The sequence below is a fragment of the Roseomonas sp. CCTCC AB2023176 genome (genome assembly GCF_042259275.1).
Classification (GTDB): domain Bacteria; phylum Pseudomonadota; class Alphaproteobacteria; order Acetobacterales; family Acetobacteraceae; genus Roseomonas.
The window spans coordinates 2,050,045-2,069,982 of sequence record NZ_CP170086.1 but is presented as its reverse complement, the minus strand read 5'-3'; the positions used below and the strand labels follow the sequence as shown (position 1 = coordinate 2,069,982).

The following is a 19,938-nucleotide window of genomic DNA, read 5'->3' as shown; positions in this document are numbered from 1 at the left end:
CCTGCGCCCGAGCCTGCGCCGGGGAGCGCGCTTCGGGCAAGCGGATCGGTGCGATTCCGCCACACCGTCCCGCCGCCTGCCCCGGGGTGCTTCGGCAGGGGCGGGTTCCAGTCTAGGAGTTACGGGATGAACGTCGTCCTGCCCCCGACGCCGCCCGACCTTCCGAACCCGGCGGGCGCGACCCCGGCCCTGGCGCAGTGGTTCGCGGCGAAGGCCGCGCATCCCGACGCGATGGTCTTCTTCCGCATGGGCGACTTCTACGAGCTGTTCTTCGCCGACGCGGTGACGGGGGCGGAGGCGCTGGGGCTCGCCCTGTCGCACCGGGGCGAGCATGACGGGCAGCCCGTGCCGATGGCGGGCGTGCCGGCGCACGCGATGGAATCCTACCTCGCTCGGCTGATCCGCCGCGGCTTCCGCGTGGCGATCTGCGAGCAGATGGAGACGCCGGAGCAAGCCAAGGCCCGGAGGGCGTCCGCCGTGCGGCGGGAGGTGGTGCGGGTCGTCACGCCGGCGACGGTGACGGAGGAAGCGCTGCTGGAGGGCGCGCGGCCGTCCTGGCTGCTGGCATTGGCGCCGGCGGAGGGCGACCGGATCGGGGCGGCCTGGCTCGACGTCTCGACGGGGGCGGTGTGCACGGAAGTCCTGGTGGCGGCGGAACTCGGCGCGCTGCTCGCGCGGCTGGAACCCGCGGAGGTGCTGGCGCCGCCGGCCCTCGCCCAGGGCGACGCGCTGACGCCGCTGGGTGGCGTCGTACGGGAGGAGGTGCCGCCCCGCGACGCCGGGCGGCGGGCGGCGGAGGCCTGGGGCATCGCGGACCTTGCGGCCTTCGGCGCCTTCTCGGAGGCGGAGGTCGCGGCGCTGGCGATGGCGCTGGACTACGTGCGGGGGACAGGGGCGGGGACCTTGCCGCGCCTCTCGCCGCCCGAGGCGCGGGGGGAGAGGGCACGCTCAGGATGGATGGGGCGACGCGGCGGTCGCTCGACATCCTGCGTTCCGACAGAGGGGGGCCGAGCGCGGCGGGAAGGATTGCCTGCTGGCCGCGGTGGACCGGACGCTGACGGCGCCGGGTGCGCGGGAACTGGCGGCGCGGCTCGCCTCGCCGCTGGCGGACCTGGCGGCGATCGCGGCGCGGCACGATGCGGTGGCGTTCCTCGCCGTGAACTCGCTGCTGCGGGGGCGCTTCGCGAACAACTGCGTGGGGCGCCGGACATGGCGCGGGCGCTCGCACGACTGTCGGTGGAACGGTTCTCGCCGCGGGACCTCGCGGCGGTGCGGGACGGGCTCGCGCGTGCCGAGGCGATGCGGGACGCGCTGGCCGGCGCAGATGCCCCGATGCTCGTCGCGCAGGCCTCGACGGCGCTTCTGCCCGATGCGTCGCCGCGCGCGGAACTGGCGCGTGCGCTGGCGAAGGAACTGCCCGCGCGGGTCGAGGATGGCGGGGTGATCGGTGCGGGCTACGACGGCGAACTCGATGGGCTTCGGCGGCTGCGGGACGATGCGCGGGGGGCGATCCTCGCGTTGCAGATGGACCTGGCGCAGGCCTGGGGCGTCGCGTCGCTGAAGATCCGGCACCATCAGCAGTTGGGTTTCCTGGCGGAGGTGCCGGCGTCCGCCGGGGAGAAGTTGTTGCGGGAGGCGCGCGGGCCCGGGCCGATGGCGCCGATCCACCGGCAGACCATGGCGAACGCGCACCGCTTCACCTGCGAGGCGCTGGCGAGCCTCGACAAGCGGCTCTCCGACGCGCGGGACGACGCTGCGCGGCGGGAGGCGCTGGTGGTGCGGCACCTGCGGACGCTGTGCCTCGACGCAGCGGCCGCGATCGCGGCGGCGGCGCGCGCGATGGCGGAGATCGACGTGCATGCGGCGGGCGCGGAACTGGCGGCCTCCGGCGGGTGGTGCCGGCCGGAGATGGTGGAGCGGCCGGAGTTCCGGATCGTCGCGGGGCGGCATCCCGTGGTGGAGGCGGCGCTGCGGCGTGCGCGCGGGCCGGCCTTCGTGCCGAACGACTGCGACCTTTCGCCGGGGCAGCGGCTCTGCCTGCTGACCGGGCCGAACATGGCGGGCAAGTCCACCTACCTGCGGCAGAACGCGCTGGTGGTGATCCTGGCACAGTCGGGGCTGTTCGTGCCGGCGGAGAGCGCGCGGATCGGGCTGGTGGACCGCCTGTTCTCGCGGGTCGGAACCGCGGACGACATCGCGGGGGGGCGGTCCACCTTCATGGTGGAGATGACCGAGACGGCGGCGGTTCTGAACGCCGCGGGGCCGCGGTCCTTCGTCGTGCTGGACGAGGTGGGGCGGGGAACCGCGACCTGGGACGGGCTCGCGATCGCCTGGGCGGTGCTGGAGGCGCTGCATGACAGGCTGCGCCCCCGGACGATCTTCGCCACGCATTTCCACGAACTGACGGGGCTCGCGGCGAAATTGCCGGAGGTCGCGCCGGCCACGATGACGGTGCGGGAGTACCGGGGGAGCGTCGTGTTCCAGCACCTCGTCGCGGCCGGCGCGTCGGAGCGGTCCTGGGGGCTGCACGTCGCGCGTCTCGCGGGCGTGCCGCGGGAGGTGGTGGGCCGCGCGGAACGGGTGCTGGCCGCGCTGGAGGAGCGGGCGCGGGGGCTGGACCCGCTGGCGGGGGAGATGCCGTTGTTCGCGGCACCCGCAACGTCGGCGCCCCCCCCAGCCGCAGGGGACCCGCTGACGGCGGCGGTGGAGGCGCTGGACCCGGATGTCCTCAGCCCGCGCGAGGCGCTGGAGGCGCTTTATCGTCTCAAAATGCTTCTCGACCCCCGTGACGGCGTTGTTGCAGCGCAGGAGAAGCGCTTATCTTCGGAGGGATGACAGAAACCGGCCGACTGGCCGAAGCACACCTGCCCTACGGGACGGGATGGCGACCAACCCTCGGTGGCGACCTCGACGCGCTTTCCGCCGTGCCCCCGCGCGACCGGGCGCTGGTGCTGCTGCGACGGCACCTCGGGCAGATCCAGGGGCAGGTGCAGGCGGAGTTCGAGGCGGGGCGGCTCGCCGGCCTCGCGGCAGCGCGGACGCTGGCGGAGGCGATGGACGGGCTGATCGCCGCGATCCACCGCTATTCGCTCGCGGTCACCGCGCCGGCGCCGGGGATGCCGGCGGATGGCTTCTGCCTTGCGGCGACGGGGGGCTACGGGCGCGGGGTGCTCGCGCCCTTCAGCGACATCGACCTGCTGTTCCTATCGGACAACCCGCTCGACCAGCACGGGCGGCGGGCCGTGGAGTTCATGCTCTACCTACTCTGGGACCTCGGGGTGAAGGTGGGGCACGCCACGCGGTCGGTGGAGGAGTGCATCGAGGATGCGCGGACCGACCTGACGGTGCAGACGGCGCTGCTGGACCATCGCTTCCTCGGCGGCGACCGTTCGACCTATGCGCGCTTCGCCGACCGCTTCGCGGAGGCGCGGGCGGAATGGGGGATGGGCCAGTTCCTCGCGGCCAAGCGGCTGGAGCGCGGGGCGCGGCACAAGCGCTACGGAGACAGCCCCTACCTCGTGGAGCCGCACATCAAGGAGGGGCGCGGCGGGTTGCGCGACCTTCAGACGATGTACTGGTTCGCGAAGTATGCGTTCAACGTGGACAAGATGTGGCAGCTGGTCGGGCCGGACAGCCCGGGCGGGGGGCTGCTGACGGCGCAGGAGGCGCGGGCCTTCCGTCGGGCGTGGTCGTTCCTGTGGTCCGTGCGGTTCCACCTGCACTACGTGACGGGACGCGCGGAGGAACGGCTGACCTTCGACCTGCAGCCGGTGGTCGGCGCCCGCATGGGCTATACGCGCCACGGCAAGCAAGATGGCGTCGAGCGGTTCATGAAGCACCTCTTCCTCACGGCGCGGGAGGTCGTGCGGCTCAAGCGCCTGCTGGAACCGGCGATCGAGCGGGCGACGCTCGGCGCGCCGGCGTTGCAGCCCGTGGGGGACAAGGCGCTGGCCGCGGCGGGACTGGCGATGGCGGAGGGGCAGATCCTCTTCGCGCCGGGCTACGACGTCGCGGCGGACCCGGCAGTGATGCTGCGCCTCGTGCGCGCGGCGCGCGACCGGGCGGTCGAGGTGCATCCGCTCGCCCTGCGGGCGCTGATCCGAAACGCGCGCTACGCCGCGCGGCTGCGGCACGAGATGGCGCAGGAGGCGGGGGCGGCGGCTCTCTTCCTCGACATCCTGACGGGCAAGCAATCCGCGCGCTGGCTGCGGACGCTGAACGAGGCGGGGATCATCTCCCGCCTCATCCCGGACTGGGCGCGGATCGTCGGGCTGATGCAGTTCGACACCTACCACGTCTTCACCGTGGAGGAGCACACGATCGAGGCGATCGGCGTGCTCAACGCGATGGAGCGGGGCGAACTGAAGGACGTGGCGCCCGTCGCGTCGGAGTTGATCGGGCAGATCCAGTCGCGTCGGGCGCTCTACGTTGCGCTGCTGCTGCACGACATCGCGAAGGGACGGGGCGGGGATCATTCCGAGCTGGGCGCGGGGATCGCGCAGGAACTCTGCCCGAAGCTCGGATTGTCGCCGGAGGAGACGGAGACGGTCTCCTGGCTCGTGCTGAACCACCTGCTGGTGTCGCAGACCGCCTTCAAGCGGGACATCGACGATCCCAAGACGATCCTGGACCTGGCGGAGGTCGTGCAGTCGCCGGAGCGGCTGCGGCTGCTGCTGGTGCTGACGGTCGCGGACATGCGGGCCGTCGGGCCGAAGGTCTGGAACGGCTGGAAGGCGACGCTGCTGCGGGAGATCTACTGGCGCGTGGCGGAGGTTCTGGCGGGTGGGCTGTCCGTGCCGGAACGCGACGTGCGCGTCGCGCGCGCGAAGGAGGCAGCGGCGGCGCTGCTGGCCGACTGGTCGGCGGCGGACCGGGAGCGGTTCCTCTCGCGCGGTTATCCCGGCTACTGGCTGTCCTTCGACCCCGAGACGCATGCGCGCCACGCCGGGCTGATGCGGGAGGTGGAGCGCACCGGGGCGCCGCTGACCGTGCGGACGGAAGTGCTGGAGTCCCGCGCGGTGACGGAGGTCACGGTCTATACCGCCGACCATCCCGGGCTGTTCAGCCGCATCGCCGGCGCGCTGGCGGTGGCCGGTGCGTCCATCGTGGACGCGCGCATCCACACTATGACGAACGGCATGGCGCTCGACACCTTCTGGGTGCAGGACGCGGCGGGCGGGGCGCTGGACGCACCGCACCGGCTCGCGCGGCTGGCCGTCGTGATCGAGCAGGCGTTGTCGGGGCGGCTGCGGCTGGCCGAGGAAATCCGGAAGGTCCGGCGGGAGCCGGCGCGGCTGCGGGCCGTGACCGTGCCGCCGCGGGTCGTGATCGACAACCACGCGAGCAACACGCACACCGTCATCGAGGTGAACGGGCGCGACCGCCCGGGGCTGCTGCACGACGTGACCCAGGCCATTTCCGAGCAGGGCGTGCAGATCGCGTCGGCACACGTCACGACCTACGGCGTGCGGGCTGTCGACGTGTTCTACGTGAAGGACCTGTTCGGGCTGAAGCTCGACAATGGGCGGAAGGTGGAGGGGCTGCGGAGCGCGGTCCTGGCCGCCCTCACGCCGTCGCCCGCCCCATCCGGGGCCGAGGCCGCCCCGGCCTGACAACCGGCCGGCACGCCCGGCGTTCCCCGTCCTGACCTTCCGCAGGGGAACACCATGCCGGACGACCGCACGAGCCAGCCGCCGAGCAAGACGGAGAACTGGGGCTTCCAGGAGAAGACCGCGCGCCCCAGCAGCGTCGGCCAGCACGACCCCTTCCATGACAAGGGCAACGAATCCGGCCCCGGGCTGAATCCGGAGCGCGACTACAAGCCGGGCCAGGGCGATCACGAAGGCAGCAGCGACAGCATGCGGGAGGCGAAGCCGGAGATGGTCGCGGGTGCCGGGGTGAAGCCCGCCGACGACATCGAGCCGGGCGCCGAGCGCGACGCCCCGCCGCTGTCCGGCATGGCCCGGGAGTAGCGCCCCCCGCGGCTTGACCGGCCATCCTGGAGCCGGGGTTCCGTAACAAGGGGCTTCGTTGCCCCGCCCCGGCACCGCTTGTAGGTTGCGGCCCGCATGAGCCGGGTCACCCGTTACATCTCGCGACAGATCGCCTTCTCGCTGATTGCGGTCACGGTCGGGCTTGCGGCGCTGATCTGGCTCACCCAGTCGCTGCGGTTCATCGAGCTCGTGCTGGACCGCGGCCTGCCCTTCTCGGTCTTCATCGAGCTCACGGGGCTGCTGCTGCCGTCCTTCTTCGCGGTGATCCTGCCGATCACGACCTTCGTCGTGACGCTCTTCGCCTATGTCCGGCTGTCCTCGGACCGGGAGCTGGTGGTGATGCGCGCGGCGGGGCTGTCGGACTGGCGCCTGGCGCGGCCGGCGCTGCTCGTCGCTTCCGTCTCCACCGCGATCTGCTTCTTCCTCCAGCTCTACCTCGTGCCGGTATCGCACGCAGCCTTCAGGACCTGGCAGTTCGAGATCCGGAACCAGATGGCCGCGATCCTGCTGCAGGAAGGCGTGTTCAGCAGCGTCGGAAACGACCTGACGGTCTATGCGCGGGTCCGGGAGCCCGACGGGACGTTGCGCGGCATCGTCGTGCACGACAGCCGCGACCCCGGCGCGCCGGTCACGATCCTCGCCGAGCGCGGGGTGATCGGGAGCGGCGCGAACGGTCCCCGCGTGACGCTGTTCAACGGGCAGCGGCAGCAGGTGGAGCGGGCGGGGGCCGGCCGGACGCCGCGGCTGACGGTCCTCGCCTTTGAGGAGAACTCCGTGGACCTCGCCCGCACCGGACGCGCGGAGGAGGCGCGGAACCGTGACAGCCGGGAACGCTTCGTCGGCGAGCTGCTGGACCCCGACCCGGCCGAGGCGCTCCAGCCCCGCGACGTCAGGCGGTTCCGGGCCGAGGGATACGGCCGCCTGGCCTCGCCCCTGACGACGCTGTCCTTCACCCTCGTCGGGCTGGCCGCGGCGCTGGCGAGCACCTTCCGACGCTACGGCGGCGGCGCGGCCGCCGTCATGGGGGTCGCCTTCGTCGTCGGCCTGCTGGCGGTCGGGCTCGCGGTCGGCAATCTCGCGGCGCGGGACAACCGCTTCATCCCACTGATCTGGCTGCACGCGGTCGGACCCGGGGTGATCGCGGCCTGGGTGCTGTCCGGGGCACCGGGATGGCCGCGCCGCGCCCCGGCCATGCCGGGCGGGGACGAGAGGCTGGGGGTCCCCGCGGAGTGAGGCTGCCGCTGACCTTCGGCGCCTACGTCTCGCGCCGGTTCCTGTGGATGGCGCTGATGATGCTGGCCGCGCTGACCGGCCTCGTCGCGCTGTTCGACTTCATCGAGCTGCTGCGGCGCGCGGCGACGCGGCAGGACGCGTCCTTCGCGGTCGTCTCGACGATCGCGGGGCTGCGGGTGCCCTTCATCGCGCTGCAGGTGCTTCCCTTCTCGATCCTGCTCGGCGGCATCCTGGCGTTCTGGCGGATGGCGCGGGCCTCGGAACTCGTCGTCGCGCGGTCCGCCGGGATCTCGGCCTGGGGGTTCCTCATCGCGCGGCCGGTCCTCATCGGGCCGGTCATCGTCGCATCGCTGCTCGGGGTGGCCGCGACGACGGGGGTCTCGCCGCTGTCCTCCGTCATGCTGTCGCGGGCGGAGCGGCTGGACTCCCTCTACCTGCGCAACACGGGGGGGGTCTCGACCCTCGCCGGCGGGCGGCTCTGGCTGCGGCAGGGGGACCGGGGCCTCGATCCCAACGGGGTCGCGATCCTCGCGGGGCGGCCGGTGTCGGAGCGGGCGCCGCTGCCCGCCGCCGCCAGCGCCTTCCGGCTGGAGGACGTGTCGTTCTGGCGGCTCGGCGCCGATGACCGCTTCCTGCAGCGGATCGAGGCGCCGCGCGCCGCCCTGTCGGACGGGGCCTGGGTGCTGGAGGACGCGACGGTCTACGGCACGGACCGCCAGCCCCGCCCGGCCGGGACGGTACGCTTCCCGACCGACCTGACGCCGGACCGGATCGCGGATTCCTTTGCCAGCCCCGACACGCTGTCCTTCTGGACGTTGCCCGAATTCATCGACGTCCTGGAAAATTCGGGATTCTCGGCGGTGCGGCACCGGCTGCACTTCCAGTCGCTCCTCGCCCTGCCCATGCTGGCGGCCGCCATGGCGCTGCTGGCAGCCTGCTTCTCGATGCGGGAGGCGCGAAAGGGGGGCGTGGCGCAGATGCTCGGGGCGGGGGTCGCCTGCGGCTTCGCGCTGTTCCTGCTGGACCGCGTGACCGGGGAGTTCGGGGAGACGGGCACGCTGCCCGTGGTGCTCGCGGCCTGGGCGCCGGCGGCGGCGGGAATGATGCTGGCGCTCTCGCTCCTGCTTCACCTGGAGGATGGATGACCGAGGTGGGCGCGAGGGGGGAGCGGGTGACGGGAGTGCGGGTCACGGATGCCGGGCGGCGGGTGCCGCGTCGCGGGCGGCCGGGCCCGCGCGCGCCGCTGCCGGACGCACTGGCCCGGCCGGTCGCGCCGGGGCGGTCGCGGCGGCGGATGCTCTCGGCGGGCGTGGCCTTCGCGGCGCTGCTCCTCGCCACGCCGCCCTCCGACCGGATCGGGCGCGCGCTGGCGCAGATGGGGAGCGACCTGCCGGCGGGCGTGGTCCCCGGGGCGCCCGTGGCGAGCCAGCCGGGCCCGGCGGCCGCCACGGCCCCCGCCCGCGCCGGGTCGATCGGCCCCAACCCCGTAACCTTCGACCGCAACACGCCGGTGACCTTCACGGCGGAGGACGTGACCTACGACCAGGGCGCCAACCGGGTCACGGCGAGCGGCCGGGTCGAGGCCTGGCAGAACGACCGGCTGCTGCGCGCCGACCGCTTCACCTATGACCGCAACACCGGCGTCGCGGTGGCCGAGGGCAACGTGCAGCTGCTCGAGCCGGACGGACAGGTGCTCTTTGCCGACCGGGTGGAACTGCAGGGCGGGATGCGCGACGCGGCGGTGGACGGCATCCGCGCCCTGCTGGCGCAGAACGGGCGGCTCGTCGCGAACGGCGGCAACCGCGTCGTGACGCCGGGCGGGGCCGCGATCCTCGACCTGGCGCGGCCGGTCTATACGGCCTGCAACCTCTGCGCGGAGAACCCGGCGGAGCCGCCGCTGTGGCAGCTCCGGTCGCGCCTCGCGACGCAGGACGGGGAACAGCGGCGCATCCGCTTCCGCGACGCGGCGATCGACTTCGACGGGCTGCCGCTGTTCTACACGCCCTACCTCTCGGTGCCCGACCCGTCGAACCCGCGGTCGTCGGGCTTCCTCTCGCCCTCCTTCGGGCAGACGCGGTTCCTCGGCGCCTTCGTGGAGACGCCGTATTTCTGGGCGATCGACGATTCCACCGACCTGACGATCAAGCCGATCATCGCGTCCGAGCTGCCGCCGGGGCTGAACCTGGCCTACCGGCAGCGCTTCAACTTCGGCGAGATCAGCGCGCGCGGCACGATCGGCTCCCTCACGCGCGACCAGACGGACGGCTCGACCGGGCTCGGCGGCAGCATCTTCGCGCGCGGCAACTTCGTCCTCGACGAGAACTGGCGCGCGGGGTTCAGCCTGAACCGGGCGACCTCCGTCGACTTCCTCCGCGTCTGGCGGGAGCCGGTGAGCCTCGCGCTCAGCAGCCGCGCCTTCGCCGAGGGCTTCTGGGGCAGCCGGACCTACGCGCTGGCGGAGGGCCTGGCCTTCCAGGGGCTGCGACAGCAGGACGACGTGGCGCTGATCCCCTACGTCGCGCCGAATCTTTACTTCGACCACCGCTTCGCGCGCGATTCGTTCGGCGGCTGGCTCGGGCTGGATGCGACGGCCTTCAACCTCTACCGCACGGGGGGGACGAGCACGCGGCGGGCCGGCACGCGGCTGAGCTACGAGTTGCCGCGCTTCGACGGCCTGGGCGGCGCCTGGACCTTCCGCGCGCAGGCGGACGGGCTGGCCTACAATGCGGACCGGGTGGACGAGGCGCCCTTCTTCGGGCCGAAGGCGAACATCAACGAGGCGACGGGCAACATCCGCGTGGCGCTGGACTGGCGCATGCCCTTCGTGCGGCAGGTGACGGAGTTCGGCGGCCTTGGCCAGATCCTGATCGAGCCGCGGGTGCAGGTCGTGACCGGGCCGAGCATGGGCCGGCAGACCCGCATCCCGAACGAGGACAGCGTGGACCTGGAGTTCACGGACGCGAACCTCTTCGACCTTAACCGCTTCCCCGGCCGCGACCGGCAGGAGGGCGGGACGCGGGTGGACGCGGCGCTGCGGTCCGCCTGGTTCTTCCCGAACGGCGGCATGGTCGAGGGGCTGGTCGGCCGGTCCTACCGCTTCAGCAAGGAGGAGGTTTTCGACGTCCGCTCCGGGCTGGAGGAGCGGGCCTCGGACTGGGTGGCGCGGGCGCGGGTGCAGCCGACCCCGTGGCTCGGCGTCACCGGGCGGACGCGGCTGGAGGGTGAGACGCTGGACCGCCGGCTGGTGGACGTGTCGGGGACGCTCGGGCTCGGGCCGGTGGGGCTGGAGGGGACGTCGGTCACCGCCGGGTACCTCTACCGCATCCCGCTGGACTACCAGACGCCGCGCCGCTTCACGCGGGAGATCTATGGCGGCGTCAGCACGCGCCTGAGCCCGCAGTGGCGGGCCTCGGCCTTCGGGCGGTACGACCTCGAGGAGCGGGTGGGCGTCGCCGTCGGCGCCGGCGTCACCTACGAGGACGAGTGCTTCGTCTTCGACACGCGCTTCTACCATTCCTACGCCAACAGCACGACCCGCAACACGGCCTATGGCGGCGGGACGACGCTGCTGTTCCGGGTGTCGCTCAAGACCGTCGGGGATTTCGGGTTCCGGGCGCTGTAAGGCGCGTCCGCGGGGGCGGCCGCGGCCGGGGGCGTTGCGGCCGATCCGCGGGCGCCTGCCGGGGTTCGTGGACGCCGGCGACCTTCGGCCCGATGCGGGTCCAGGGTCGGGCGGCTGCCCGTCGGGCCGGCGATTGCCCCCGGCGCGCCACCGGGGTAAGGAGCGCGGATGCGACGTCCCCGCCCGCCGGCCCTCCTGTTGCCGGCGCTGATCCTGTCCCTCTCCGCCGCGGCGGTGCCCGCCCTGGCCCAGCCTTCCGGCCGCGCGGCCGCGCCGGCCCAGGCAGCGCCGTCCGGGTCCGCGCCGTCCGAGTCCGCGCCGTCCGGGACGAACCGCATCGTCGCGGTGGTCAACGGCGACGTCGTCACGGAATCGGAACTGCGGTCGCGGACGCGGCTGTTCGCGATCTCGGCGGGCATCCAGCCGAACGGCGACCTGCTCGCGCGCATCCGGCCCCAGATCCAGCGGCAGGTGATCGAGGAGCGGCTGCGGCTTCAGGAGATCGCGCGCCGCCGCATCCCCGTGAGCGACGACGAGGTAGCCGAGGCGATCGGCGACCTGGAGCGGCGTAACAACCTGCAGCCGGGCGGGCTGCGGGCGCAGCTCCGCTCCGCGGGCGTGGAGGCGCGCGTGCTGTACGATCAGATCCGGTCGCAGATCGGTTGGTCGCGCTACATCCGCGCGCTGCTTGGCGAGGGCGGCGGGATCACGGACGAGGCGGTGCGCGAGGCGATCGCGGCGCAGAACGCGCGGGTCGGGCAGCCGGAATACCTCGTCTCCGAGATCTTCATTCCCGTCGAGGACCCGTCTCAGGCGGCGCAGACCCGGCGCTTCGTGGACGACGTGATCGCGCGGCTGCGACAGGGCCTGCCCTTCCCCGTGGCGGCGACCCAGTTTTCCCAGAGCCAGACTGCGCTGTCGGGCGGCGACCTCGGGTGGGTGCGGCCGGACCAGATGGACCCGGACGCGGCGTCGGTGCTGCAGCGGATGCCGCCGGGCGCCGTCTCCAACCCGATCGACGTGCCCGGCGGGTTCCAGATCCTCGCGCTGCGCCAGAAGCGGGAGACGGGGCGGGAGAACGCGACGGTCGTGTCGCTGCGGCAGGCCTTCCTGCCCTTCCCCGGCCGGCTCGATCCGCAGAACCCGACGGAACAGCAGCGCGCGGTCCTCGCGCGCGCGCAGGGCATCCGCGGCGGCTGCGAGGCGGTGGAGGCGGCCAATACGGCGGCCGGATCCGTCCGCCCCGCCGATCCGGGCGAGGTGCGGGTGGAGGGGTTGCAGCCGCCGGCGCTGCGCCAGCTCGTCGCCGGGCTACCGGTCGGGCGGGCGAGCCAGCCGATCGTGACCCCGGAGGGAATCCTCGTCATCGCGGTCTGCTCGCGGGACGCGCGCAACGTCGCGGCGCTCACGCCGGATCAGGCGCGGGCGCAATTGCTGCGGGAACGGCTGGAGACGCTGTCGCGCCAGCAGCTGCGCGACCTGCGCCGCCGCGCGGTGATCGAGATGCGGAGCTAGCGCCGGCCGCGTGCCGGAACTTCCCAGCCTTCGCGAGGTCGTCGAGCGCCACGGGCTCGCGGCGCGGAAGGCGCTGGGGCAGCACTTCCTGCTGGATCCCGCGATCTGCGCGCGGGTGGCGCGGCTGGCGGGCGACCTGTCCGGGCGGCACGTGCTGGAGGTCGGGCCGGGGCCGGGCGGACTGACGCGGGCGCTTCTCGAGGCCGGGGCGGCGCAGGTGCACGCGGTGGAACTGGACCCGCGCGCGGTCGCGGCGCTGCGGCAGGTCGAGGCGGCCTATCCGGGGCGGCTGACGGTGACCGAGGGCGACGCGCTGCGGGTGGACGCGGCCGCCCTGCTGCCGGCGCCGCGGCAGGTCGTGGCGAACCTTCCCTACAATGTCGGCACGCCCCTGCTGATCGGCTGGCTGCGGGATGCGGGGGCCTTCGAGCGGCTGGTGCTGATGTTCCAGCAGGAGGTCGCGGAGCGTATCGTCGCCGCGCCGGACACGGAGCATTACGGGCGGCTCGCGGTGGTGTCGCAGTGGCGCTGCGCCTGCGCGGTCGGGATGTCGCTGCCGCCCGGCGCCTTCTCCCCGCCGCCGAAGGTGTGGTCGGCGGTGGTGGTGCTGGTGCCGCACGCGGTGCAGCCGGAACCGGCACTGGCGGCGGTGATGGAGCGGGTGACGGCGGCGGCCTTCGGGCAGCGGCGGAAGATGCTGCGGGGGTCGCTGAAGTCGCTCGGGCAGGCTGACGCGCTGCTCGAGGCGGCGGGCATCGAGGGGACGCGGCGCGCGGAGACGCTGAGCGTCGCGGAGTTCGAGCGGCTGGCGCGGGTGCTTCTGGCGCGCTGAGTCAGCGCGGCAGGGCGGAGACGGGGACGGCGACGCCGCCGGCCTCGCCGCGAAGGGAGCGGGAGGCGATGCCAGCGACGGCCCAGGCACCCCCGCCGTGCGTGCGAGGATTGGGGCGCCGCTGGCGCCGCGGGTGGCGTTGCAGTCGTGGCGCAGCAGCGGCAGGCCGGTCGCGTCGCGGGCGGAGCCGAGGGCGCGGCAGGATGCGTCGGCTATCAGCACCTCCGGCCGATCCTGCTGGTAGCCGCCCAGGAGGAGCGGGGTGCCCGGCTCGGGCAGGTCAAGCAGCCGGTCCAGCGGGCGGGCGCGCGGCGCGAGGTCGGTGGCCAGGGTGACGAGCGCCCAGTCGGCGCCGGCGGGGCCGCGCGTGGCGGCGTCGAAGCCGGGACCGGTGACGTAGGATGCGGCGCGCGCCTCGGCGGTCCAGCGGCCCTGGGAGTAGCCGAGGAGGAAGTGGACGGAGGCGGGCTGAACGGGTCGGCCAGACACCGGGCCGAGCAGGCAATGCGCGGCGGTGAGGACGAGGCGCGGGCCGATGAGGGCGCCGGTGCATCGGGTCCCGACCTCGGTCTGCACGCGGCCCAGCGCGTTCCAGGGCGGGCTGGCCGTATCCGCGGGACGACGGGGGTCGTCGGGACCGAGGCCGGGGCGCTCGGCGCGCGGGATGGGACGCGGCAGGTCCGTGGCCGTGGGCTGCGCTGCCACCGGGCAGGTGAGAAGCGTCGCGAGGAGCACGGCGAGGACGCGCATGGCGGCCAGCATCGCGCGCCCCCGACGCGGCGGGAAGCGCCGGCTAGACCCGCTTGAGGCCGACTTCACCGCCCGCAAGGGCTCTGACATGCGATCTGGAGAGCGGCTTCGCCGATCCGAGCGGTTCCGCCCGGCGCGGATGGTCGCTAGGCCCTGGTTGCCGTCATCGCGAAGTGTTCGGCGAACCGCTCCCGCTCAACGGGCGCCATGTGCAGGCCGCGCTTGGTGCGGCGCCAGAGGACGTCGTCGGGCGTCGCCACCCATTCGTGCTCGCGCATCCAGGCGAGTTCACGCGCGGTGATGCCACCGCCGAGGTCGCCGCCGAGATCGTCCAGCGACCGCGCGCCGTCGAGGACGCGGTCCAGTTCGCCGCCATGGGTGCGGACGAGACGGTTCAGGAGGTCACGGGGGAGCCAGGGGTGCTTGCGCCCCATCTCCTCGTGGAAGGCATCGCGGGAGAGGCCGCCGAGGTCGCCGCCGGGCAACGCCGCCGTGCCGGTCCAGGACGTGCCGGGGCGGCCGAGGGCGCGGCCGACCTGGTCCACCGCATCCTCGGCGAGCTTGCGGTAGGTCGTGATCTTGCCGCCTAGGACGGTCAGCAGCGGCGGGCCCCGGGTGTCCAGCGCGAGCGTGTAGTCCCGCGTGACGGCGGAGGGATTGTCGGAGCCGTCGTCGTGCAGCGGGCGGACGCCGGAATAGGTCCAGGCGATGTCGTCCGGCGTGATCTGGCGGCGGAACTGGCGGTCCACGGCCTGGCAGAGATAGGCGGCTTCGTCCGGCGTGCAGGTCGGGGGGCCGGCGTCCGGGTCGTGCGGCACGTCGGTCGTGCCGATAAGGGTGAAACGTTCCTCGTACGGGATGGCGAAGACGACGCGGCGATCGTCGTTCTGGAAGGTGTAGGCCCACTCGCCCTCGTAGATCGCGGGGACGACGATGTGGGAGCCGCGGATGAGGCGGACGCGGCCCTGCACCGTCGTGCCCGTGGCGTCGGTCGCGGCCATGACCCAGGGCCCCGCGGCATTGGCGATGGCGCGGGCGGTGAGGGTCCGTTCGGTGCCGTCGGCGGCGCGGAGGGTGACGGTCCAGTGGTCCGCGCCGCGATGGGCCGAGACGAAGGAGGTGCGCGTCAGCACCGTCGCGCCGCGCAGGGCGGCGTCACGGGCGTTCAGCAGGACGAGGCGGGAGTCTTCGACCCAGCAGTCGGAGTAAGCAAAACCGTTGGTCAGGTGCGGGTTGAGCGGCGCGCCCTGGGGAGCGGTGCGGAAGTCCAGCGCCTCGCTGCCCGGGAGGGACTTCCGGCGGGCCAGGTGGTCGTAGAGGAAGAGGCCGGCGCGGATCATCAGGCGCGGGCGCATCTCCGGGCGGTGCGGCAGGACGAAGCGCAGCGGCCAGACGATATGCGGGGCGATGGAGAGCAGGACCTCGCGCTCCGCGAGCGCTTCGCGGACGAGGCGGAACTCGTAGTATTCGAGGTAGCGCAGGCCGCCATGGATCAGCTTGGAGGAGGAGGAGGACGTGGCTTCGGCCAGGTCGCCGCGCTCCACGAGCGTAACGCGGAGGCCGCGGCCCTGCGCGTCGCGCGCGATGCCGCAGCCGTTGGCGCCCCCGCCGATGACGAGGAGGTCGGTATCGGTCACGCGGGGATCCGTGCCGCGGTGCGCGCGGCAAGAACGGCCCCTGCCAATTCGGCGAAGCCAGCGCCGCCCGCGGCGCGGGTGAGGTAGGCGGGCTGCGCTTCCATCATCGGCAGGAACGGCACGGCGTTGGCGACGCCGACCGAGAAGGGGATGGCACCGAACATCGGCGCGTCGTTCGGGCTGTCGCCGACGAAGGCCACGCGGTCCAGCACGGCATCCAGCGGGCGGAAGCGCGCGGCGAAGAGGGACGCGATGCCGGACAGCTTGTCCCAGTCGCCGAACCAGGCGTTGACGTGGATGGAGGAGATCCTTGCTTGTGCGCCACCGTTCCGGAAGACCTCCGCGACGCGGGCGGCAGCGTCACGATCGAGCGGTCCCGCATCCTCGGCGAAGTCGACGGCGGCGTCGAACAGGCGGAAGGGCTGGTCGGCGGCCATGCGGGCGCCGGGAACGGCGGCGATCGCGGCCTCGGCGAGCGCCATCAGGCGGGCGCGGTCGGCCAGGCGCGTGGCCTCCGGCTGGGCCTGCCAGCGGAGCATGGGGCGGGCACGCCGGTCCTCGGCGTACCACAGCGCGCCGTTCTCCCCGACGACAGCGGCGACGGGCCATTGGCGGGCGATCGCGTCGCACCAGCCGGCAGGGCGGCCGGTGACGGGTACGACCTCGATCCCCGCCTCGGCGAGGGCTTCCATGGCGGCCAGCGTCGCGGAGGGGAGGCGGCCCGCTTCGGTCAGCGTGTCGTCTATGTCGGTCAGCACCCAGCGCAGCGCGGCGAGCGCGGCGAGCGGCGCATCGGAGAGGGGGCGGGGGGCGGCATCGGAGGCGTGGTTCCCGGCACTGGCGCAGCGATCCCCGGCGCACCGTCCCTTCGGTGACCTGCGAGAGATCAGGATGGGCAGGTGCGGCCAGGCGCGCAACGGCGCTTCCCACGATGGGGCCATCCGTGTCACCTGATCGTCATAAACGTCCGCTCCGGAGTCCCCCCGCATGATTCGCCGTCGCGCCCTCCTCGCCGCCTCCGCCCTCCTGCCCGTCGCGGCCCAGGCACAGGCCCAGGCGCCGGCCATGCCCGCCGCCGGCCGGCGCGACTGGGCGGCGCAGGTCCAGCAGATCCGCATCGGCGTCCTCGGCGGCGAGAACGAGGGCGACCGCCTCGGCCGCTACGACGGGTACCGCGCGCTGTTCGAGAGCACCTTCGGCGTGCCCTGCCGGCTCTTCTTCTCCTCGGACTACGCCGGGGTGCAGCAGGCCTTCGCGGCGAAGACGCTTGAACTGTCGAACATGTCGCCGGCTGCCTATGCAGGCGTCTGGATGGACACCAATGGCGGCGTCGAGCCGATCCTCGTGACGAAGGAAGCGGACGGGTCCACGTCCTACATCGCAGTGCTCTATGTGCGGGCGGATTCGAGCATCACCTCGCTCGAGGGGCTGCGCGGCAAGTCCATGGCCTGGGCCGATCCGAACTCGGCCTCCGGCTACCTCATCCCTCGCGCCGAGTTGCGGGCGGCCGGCATCAACCCCGACGCCTATTTCAGCCGCACGGGCTTCGCGGGCGGGCACGAGCAGGCCGTCGTCGCCGTGCTGCAGCGCCAGTACGACGCCGGCGTCACCTGGACCTCCGGCCAGGGCGAGGAATCGCAGGGCTACACGCGCGGCAACCTGCGGGCGATGGTGGACAAGGGCCTGCTGAACATGCGCGACCTGCGCATCCTCTGGCGGTCCCGCCCCATCCAGAACGGGCCGGTCGTCGTGCGCAGCGACACGCCGGCATCGTTCAAGAAGGACATGGTGGACTTCCACCTGGCGCTGCCCACCAGCCACCCGGACATCCACCGCGCGGTCGAACGCGGCAGCGCCATCGGCTGGGCGCCCACGCGGCACGAGGACTACGCGGTCTTCGTGGACATGCGCCGGACGGAGGCGACGGAACGGCGTCGTCGGAACTGAGCGGGCGGTTGCGCCGGTGGCCCCGGAGGAAGGCGCTGCCTTCCTCCGGACCTCTATCCGCCAGGGGACTTGTCCCCTGCACCCTGTTCTCCTGAACGCCTTTGTTTGAGAGGTGGTCTGCATGCGCGCTTGCGCCGCATAGCGGCCACCTCTCAAACCAGGGCATCCCCATAGATTGAGGTCCAGGAGGCTAGCCTCCTGGTGGCTGGGAGGTTTGGAGGGAGGGCAAGGCCCTTCCTCCAAGGCCGCCCGCGAAACCCCTCAGATTTCCGACGGAGCCGCCCTGATGCCCCAGATCCCCGCGCTGTTCACGCCGATGGCGATCCGGGGGTTCACGCTGAAGAACCGGATCGTGGTGTCGCCGATGTCGCAATACGCGGCGGTGGAGGGCGCGCCGACGGACTGGCACCTGGTGCACCTCGGGAAGTTTGCGCTGGGTGGGGCGGCGCTGGTGTTCTGTGAGGAGACGTCGGTCTCCATGACGTCCCGCAAGACCTACGACGACCCGGCGATCGAGACGGAGGCGCAGGTCCGGGGCTGGCGGCGGATCACGGACTTCCTGCGCGCGAACGGGGCGCTGGCGGGCATCCAGCTGGGACATGCGGGGCGGAAGGTCTCGACGAAGGCGCCCTGGGAGGGGTTTGCGTCGCTGACCGAGGCGGATGCGGCGGGCGGGCGGGTGCCGTGGCAGGGCATCGCGCCGAGCGCGGTGCCGGTAAAGCCGGGCGGGCCGGTGCCGCGGGAGATGGATGCGGACGACATCCGCAAGGTCATCGCCCTGCACGTGGACGCGGTGCGCCGCTGCGGCGAGGCGGGGTTCGAGGTGGTCGAGATCCATGGCGCGCATGGCTACATCGTGCAGCAGTTCCTCTCGCCCGTCGTGAACCGGCGGACGGACGGGTATGGCGGCGACCGTCGCGGGCGCATGCGCTTCGCGCTGGAGCTGGCGGAGGCGGTACGCGCGGCCTGGCCGGCGGACCGGCCGCTGTTCTTCCGCGTCTCCGCCGTGGACGGCGCGGGGTGGACGATGGACGACACGGTCGCCCTGGCCGTGGAGTTGGCGGCGCGCGGCGTGGACGTGCTGGACTGCTCCTCCGGCGGGATCGAGGGGCCGCTGACGCTGTCCATCGTGCCGCGCGTGCCGGGCTACCACGTGCCCTTCGCGGAACGGGCCCGGCGGGAGGCGGGGATGCCGACGATGGCCGTGGGGCTGATCACGGACGCCACGCAGGCCAATGCCTATGTAGCGGAAGGGCGCTGCGACCTCGTCGCGCTGGCGCGGGAGCTGATGTGGGACCCGAACTGGCCGGCCCACGCCGCGGCGGAACTCGGGCTGGACGGGCTGGACCTGCTGCCGAAGCCCTATGCCTGGTGGCTGCGGCGGCGGGAGGAGGTGCGCCGCCTCTCTCCGACGGAGGCCGAGGCGGCGGAGTAGGCCGCGGGCCGGGTCACGCGACGGGCATCCGCGCATCCTGCGGGGGTAGGAAGCGGCCGTCGTAGATTTCCTCGGTCGGCGGGGTGCGGGAAAGGCCAAAGCCGGTCGCGGTGTTGGCGATGGTGGCGAGGAGCCGGGCGGGTTCCACGTCGCCGATGCCCGCGCGCGGGCGGCCGGCGTCAGGATCTGGCGATTGGCGAGCCAGGACAGGCGATCCGCTTCCAGCGACGCGTCGATGAGGGAGGATTGCGCGGCGATGACCGCGGCGGGCGCTGCGGGATTCGCCGCGGCCTCCCGCCACCCGCGCGCCGCCGCCAGCAGGAACCGGCGCACCGCATCGGGGTTGTCGCGCAGGATCGGCTGCCCCGCGAGGATGGAGTTGCCGTAGGAGTCGAGGCCGTGGTCGGCGTAGTGCAGGAAGGACACGTCCTCCAGCCGCGCGCCGTTGGCCTTGATGTTGAACCAGGTCGTGTAGTCGAAGCCCGTGACGCCGGCGACCTGGCGCGTCAACAGCATCTGGTCGCGCAGCTGCGCGGTGACCTGGCGACGCGTGACCTTCGCCTCGTCCACGCTGTTCAGCCGCAGGAAGGCGGGGAACATGCGTGACGCGGCGTCGGCCGCGCCGTTGCCGATGACCTTGCCTTCCAGGTCCTTCGGGGACGTGATGCCGGCCGACTTGAGGCTGATCACGCTTTGCGGCGACCGGTTCTGGATCACCATGACGGCGCGCGGCGCCGCGTCGGGCTGGCGCACCGCGAATTCGGTGAGGGTGGAGATGTCGCCCATGCCGAACTGGTAGGTCCCGGACGCGACGCGGGAGATGGCGTCGCCCGACCCGCCGGAGGGGTCGATCTGCACGTCCAGCCCCTGGTCGCGGAAGTAGCCGCGTTCCCGCATGAAGTAGAAGGGCGCGGTGGAGCCATCCACGCTGAAGTTGAGGACGAGCCGGACGCGGGTCAGATCCTGCGCGCGGA

At 73.1% G+C, this 19,938-nt stretch carries 13 protein-coding genes and 2 pseudogenes; 10 read left to right on the top strand and 5 right to left on the bottom strand.

The genetic code is table 11. From position 1 onward, the window contains the following. The first annotated feature begins 126 nt into the window (after window positions 1–126). The 8 genes from mutS (at window position 127) to rsmA (ending at window position 13,195) form a co-directional block, all read left to right on the top strand. Entirely contained in the window at window positions 127–2,835 is a 2,709-nt protein-coding gene (gene mutS / locus ACE7GA_RS10385) for a DNA mismatch repair protein MutS (RefSeq protein ID WP_376099119.1), read from the top strand. Next, window positions 2,832–5,612 (top strand): [protein-PII] uridylyltransferase, encoded by a 2,781-nt coding sequence (locus ACE7GA_RS10380; protein WP_376099117.1) that lies wholly within the window; start codon window positions 2,832–2,834, stop codon window positions 5,610–5,612. The genes mutS and ACE7GA_RS10380 overlap by 4 nt, the downstream gene beginning before the upstream one ends. Before the next feature lie 54 nt (window positions 5,613–5,666). Next, entirely contained in the window at window positions 5,667–5,972 is a 306-nt protein-coding gene (locus ACE7GA_RS10375) for a hypothetical protein (protein WP_376099115.1), read from the top strand. 96 nt (window positions 5,973–6,068) lie between these two features. Continuing rightward, window positions 6,069–7,226, top strand: coding sequence for an LPS export ABC transporter permease LptF (lptF, locus tag ACE7GA_RS10370; RefSeq protein WP_376099113.1), 1,158 nt, complete (start codon window positions 6,069–6,071; stop codon window positions 7,224–7,226). Then, entirely contained in the window at window positions 7,223–8,371 is a 1,149-nt protein-coding gene (gene lptG / locus ACE7GA_RS10365) for an LPS export ABC transporter permease LptG (protein WP_376099111.1), read from the top strand. The genes lptF and lptG overlap by 4 nt, the downstream gene beginning before the upstream one ends. Further along, window positions 8,368–10,848 carry an LPS-assembly protein LptD gene (locus ACE7GA_RS10360; protein ID WP_376099109.1) on the top strand — a complete coding sequence of 827 codons (2,481 nt, stop codon included), beginning with the start codon at window positions 8,368–8,370 and terminating at the stop codon, window positions 10,846–10,848. Before lptG ends, ACE7GA_RS10360 begins: the two co-directional genes overlap by 4 nt. A 168-nt stretch (window positions 10,849–11,016) precedes the next feature. Next, window positions 11,017–12,363, top strand: coding sequence for a peptidylprolyl isomerase (locus ACE7GA_RS10355; protein WP_376099107.1), 1,347 nt, complete (start codon window positions 11,017–11,019; stop codon window positions 12,361–12,363). A gap of 10 nt (window positions 12,364–12,373) precedes the next feature. Continuing rightward, window positions 12,374–13,195 (top strand): 16S rRNA (adenine(1518)-N(6)/adenine(1519)-N(6))-dimethyltransferase RsmA, encoded by an 822-nt coding sequence (rsmA, locus tag ACE7GA_RS10350; RefSeq protein WP_376099105.1) that lies wholly within the window; start codon window positions 12,374–12,376, stop codon window positions 13,193–13,195. A gap of 156 nt (window positions 13,196–13,351) precedes the next feature. On the opposite strand, the pseudogene ACE7GA_RS10345 reads toward rsmA, so the two are convergent. The 3 genes and pseudogenes from ACE7GA_RS10345 to ACE7GA_RS10335 form a co-directional block, all read right to left on the bottom strand. Continuing rightward, a pseudogene (locus ACE7GA_RS10345) lies at window positions 13,352–13,945 on the bottom strand (trypsin-like serine peptidase); the annotation flags it as partial. A gap of 146 nt (window positions 13,946–14,091) precedes the next feature. Further along, the gene (gene glpD / locus ACE7GA_RS10340) at window positions 14,092–15,582 is read right to left on the bottom strand and encodes a glycerol-3-phosphate dehydrogenase (protein ID WP_376099103.1); all 1,491 of its coding nucleotides are present in this window, start codon (window positions 15,580–15,582) and stop codon (window positions 14,092–14,094) included. Continuing rightward, the gene (locus ACE7GA_RS10335) at window positions 15,579–16,523 is read right to left on the bottom strand and encodes an HAD family hydrolase (protein WP_376100207.1); all 945 of its coding nucleotides are present in this window, start codon (window positions 16,521–16,523) and stop codon (window positions 15,579–15,581) included. The genes glpD and ACE7GA_RS10335 overlap by 4 nt, the downstream gene beginning before the upstream one ends. A 46-nt stretch (window positions 16,524–16,569) precedes the next feature. Here ACE7GA_RS10335 and phnD point away from each other — a divergent pair, with 46 nt between their 5' ends. After that, window positions 16,570–17,529: a phosphate/phosphite/phosphonate ABC transporter substrate-binding protein gene (gene phnD, locus ACE7GA_RS10330; RefSeq protein ID WP_376099101.1), complete on the top strand. Its 960-nt coding sequence runs from the start codon at window positions 16,570–16,572 to the stop codon at window positions 17,527–17,529. Between the two features lie 286 nt (window positions 17,530–17,815). After that, window positions 17,816–18,964, top strand: coding sequence for an NADH:flavin oxidoreductase/NADH oxidase (locus tag ACE7GA_RS10325; protein WP_376099099.1), 1,149 nt, complete (start codon window positions 17,816–17,818; stop codon window positions 18,962–18,964). A gap of 13 nt (window positions 18,965–18,977) precedes the next feature. On the opposite strand, the gene ACE7GA_RS10320 is transcribed toward ACE7GA_RS10325, so the two are convergent. Together ACE7GA_RS10320 and ACE7GA_RS10315 are read right to left on the bottom strand one after the other, a co-directional pair. Beyond that, the gene (locus tag ACE7GA_RS10320) at window positions 18,978–19,112 is read right to left on the bottom strand and encodes a hypothetical protein (protein ID WP_376099097.1); all 135 of its coding nucleotides are present in this window, start codon (window positions 19,110–19,112) and stop codon (window positions 18,978–18,980) included. Between the two features lie 185 nt (window positions 19,113–19,297). Further along, window positions 19,298–19,861: pseudogene (locus ACE7GA_RS10315) on the bottom strand (ABC transporter substrate-binding protein); the annotation flags it as partial. Window positions 19,862–19,938: the final 77 nt, after the last annotated feature.

Excerpts from the sequence above, each read along its gene's own strand:
- mutS (WP_376099119.1), top strand. The coding sequence starts at position 127 with ATGAACGTCGTCCTGCCCCCGACGCCGCCCGACCTTCCGAACCCGGCG.
- ACE7GA_RS10380 (WP_376099117.1), top strand. The coding sequence starts at position 2,832 with ATGACAGAAACCGGCCGACTGGCCGAAGCACACCTGCCCTACGGGACG.
- ACE7GA_RS10375 (WP_376099115.1), top strand. The coding sequence starts at position 5,667 with ATGCCGGACGACCGCACGAGCCAGCCGCCGAGCAAGACGGAGAACTGG.
- lptF (WP_376099113.1), top strand. The coding sequence starts at position 6,069 with ATGAGCCGGGTCACCCGTTACATCTCGCGACAGATCGCCTTCTCGCTG.
- ACE7GA_RS10360 (WP_376099109.1), top strand. The coding sequence starts at position 8,368 with ATGACCGAGGTGGGCGCGAGGGGGGAGCGGGTGACGGGAGTGCGGGTC.
- ACE7GA_RS10355 (WP_376099107.1), top strand. The coding sequence starts at position 11,017 with ATGCGACGTCCCCGCCCGCCGGCCCTCCTGTTGCCGGCGCTGATCCTG.
- ACE7GA_RS10335 (WP_376100207.1), bottom strand. The coding sequence starts at position 16,523 with ATGGCCCCATCGTGGGAAGCGCCGTTGCGCGCCTGGCCGCACCTGCCC.
- phnD (WP_376099101.1), top strand. The coding sequence starts at position 16,570 with ATGATTCGCCGTCGCGCCCTCCTCGCCGCCTCCGCCCTCCTGCCCGTC.
- ACE7GA_RS10325 (WP_376099099.1), top strand. The coding sequence starts at position 17,816 with ATGCCCCAGATCCCCGCGCTGTTCACGCCGATGGCGATCCGGGGGTTC.